Source organism: Arthrobacter sp. Hiyo1, assembly GCF_001263615.2.
Lineage (GTDB): Bacteria > Actinomycetota > Actinomycetes > Actinomycetales > Micrococcaceae > Arthrobacter.
The window spans coordinates 148,432-150,758 of sequence record NZ_DF952472.1; the positions used below are offsets into that span (position 1 = coordinate 148,432).

2 protein-coding genes are annotated in these 2,327 nt (G+C 64.4%); one reads left to right on the forward strand and one right to left on the reverse strand.

Annotation, left to right across the window (positions count from 1 at the left end; all coding sequences use genetic code 11):
* The first annotated feature begins 199 nt into the window (after window positions 1-199).
* Window positions 200-553, forward strand: a complete 354-nt coding sequence (locus AHiyo1_RS14355; protein WP_059389024.1) for a TraR/DksA family transcriptional regulator — start codon at window positions 200-202, stop codon at window positions 551-553.
* 692 nt (window positions 554-1,245) lie between these two features.
* On the opposite strand, the gene AHiyo1_RS14360 is transcribed toward AHiyo1_RS14355, so the two are convergent.
* The gene (locus tag AHiyo1_RS14360; RefSeq protein WP_059389025.1) at window positions 1,246-2,208 is read right to left on the reverse strand and encodes a carbohydrate kinase family protein; all 963 of its coding nucleotides are present in this window, start codon (window positions 2,206-2,208) and stop codon (window positions 1,246-1,248) included.
* Window positions 2,209-2,327 lie beyond the last annotated feature (119 nt).

The following is a 2,327-nucleotide window of genomic DNA, read 5'->3' on the forward strand; positions in this document are numbered from 1 at the left end:
CCCGGTCCAGCCCTGGGATGGACTCCAGCGGAAGTCCGGCGCGACCCGCAGTAGGCGTCACGGCCTACAATCGACCAGACGTTGGGCATTCCTGGGCGGCTGTGCGCTGCCGAGTCGCGGTGCTCCCAGTTGTCAGAGCGGTCCCACGAGCTCGCGGACTGGCCCACTCAAGCTCAACTGTGCGGTAGCCTTTCGTCCCATGGTCGATGCGAAGCGGTTCCGAGTACTCCTTGAGGAGGAACGTGACCGCAAGGTTGCGCTCTTGAAAGCCCTCCTTGGGGACATCACTTCGGTAAACGTCGCCAGGCAGGACGCGAACGTCGACGACGAACACGATCCGGAAGGGAGCACGATCGCTTTCGAACTTTCCCAGGCTTCCGCACTCATGGAGCAGAGCCGGGTGGGCCTGGAACAGATCGAGGCCGCTTTGCTGCGGATTGCCAACGGGAGTTACGGACTGTGCGCCGTGTGCGGCAAGCCCATCGCGGAGGGTCGCCTGGAGGCAAGGCCTTGGACTCCGTATTGCATAGAGCACGCATCCGGTCAGAGCTAAGCCTACACCCGGAGCAACGCTGTTGGTAGCGCGCGTGCGCAACGGACTGTGGAAGCACTAGCGCCGCCAGCGGACTATCGCTTCTGCCTCCTCGGATGGCCTGTTCCCTGTCCACAGCCGGGGACCAATTTCCCCGCGGCTCAAAGGAGAGGTAGCGAGGCTGCGGGTCCGTGGATACGAGCCACGGGTACCGGGGGTGGCTGCATCACCCTGGACACCAACCACATCGGCGTGACGGGATGAGAACGCCGAGACAAACACGGCGAGTATTGGTCCGGCCTGATCCTGGACCCCGGACAGGACGGACCCGTGCACTTCCAAATCGAAATTCGACGGGTCCACCTTCCGAGCTGCCGCCTCGCTCGACGGGAAAGATGGACCGGCTCGGGGCCTACTGGATATCAGCTTCATCAGCGACGACCCATGCCGGGCTCTTGCGTTTCACAGGAGCTCTCGCTGGGATTGCCGCAAAAGGATCTGGCGGCGCGCTCCTGGAGCGCCGACTTTGAGAGCGTGACCTTTACGAGCTGAATCGTGGCCAATGCCCCGGACTCTCAGCTGTGGCTTCCGTCGCAGTGCAGGAACATGAAGAGCATTAGCGTCGTTGAAGGTCTCGCTTCTTGGCCTGAATGAGCGCACACAAATGGACGGCGGTGCGTGGAACAGACAGCCCGAGATCGGGCGACGGCCGCTCAGGAATAGGCGACGGTGTGCCGACGTCGCCGAGGGCCTGCCAGACGCGTCTGCAACTCTTCGGCGGTAGGCGGGTTGGCGCCTGGACGGCTCACTGTGATTGCGGCGGCCATCGACGCGGTCTGCCCAATGGCTTCGAGCCCGGGCGGCGTAAACGCCTCGTCGCCCCGGGTCAGCAGTTCAAAGATGAGTGCGGCCATGTAGGCGTCGCCTGCCCCGATGGTGTCGGCAACCTTGGTCTTCACGGATGGGATGCTGAACCGGGCATCGGGTGTGGCCAGCAGGGCACCCTCTGCGCCCTTGGTGATGACGGCCAGGCGCGCGCCCTGTTCCAGTAAATGGGAGAGGACCTCGTCCGGGGAGAATGCGGGGTACAGCCAGTGTGCATCTTCGTCGCTGAGTTTCACGACGTCCGTGAGCGGGAGCAGGTCCTCGAAGACTGACTGCGCCTCGGAGTGACTGCCGAGGAGAGCCGGGCGGATGTTGGGGTCGTAGGTGACCAGGCATGATTGGTGGCATTGCTCGAGGAGGGTGCGGACTGTGGCGGCTCCTGGCGCGAGAAACGTGGCGATCGAGCCCGTGTGGAGAACTTTCGGGATCATGGCCGGCGCCACAGGTGCCAGCTGCCAGGCGATGTCGAACTCGTAGCTGGCGGAGCCATCGGCCGCCAAGGTGGCGGTGGCGGTTGCTGTCCGTTCAAGGGAAATGGATCCGGGAAGAAGCCGGACGCCTGCGCTGTGGAGGTGGTTGGTGATGGCGGTGCCGTGTTCGTCGTCGCCGATCGCTGTGAGCAGCCCGGTCGGGATGCCGAGCCGGCCAAGGCCGTAGGCGACATTTGCCGGGGACCCGCCTGGATAGCTGATGGATCCTTCGGGGCCGTTGACGACGTCGATCAGGGCTTCGCCGATAACGATGACGTCCATCTGGTCGTGGGCGGGGGCGGCCGGTTGGAGCTTGTGCATCGTGGTTCTTTCTTCGGATTGCCGTTGGTGGGAGCCCCGGGATGGATCCGTCCACGGACCTGTTGGCAGGTCCGCGGACGGAGAAGGGGTCCCGAGGGAGCGGGAAGCGCCGATCGGCC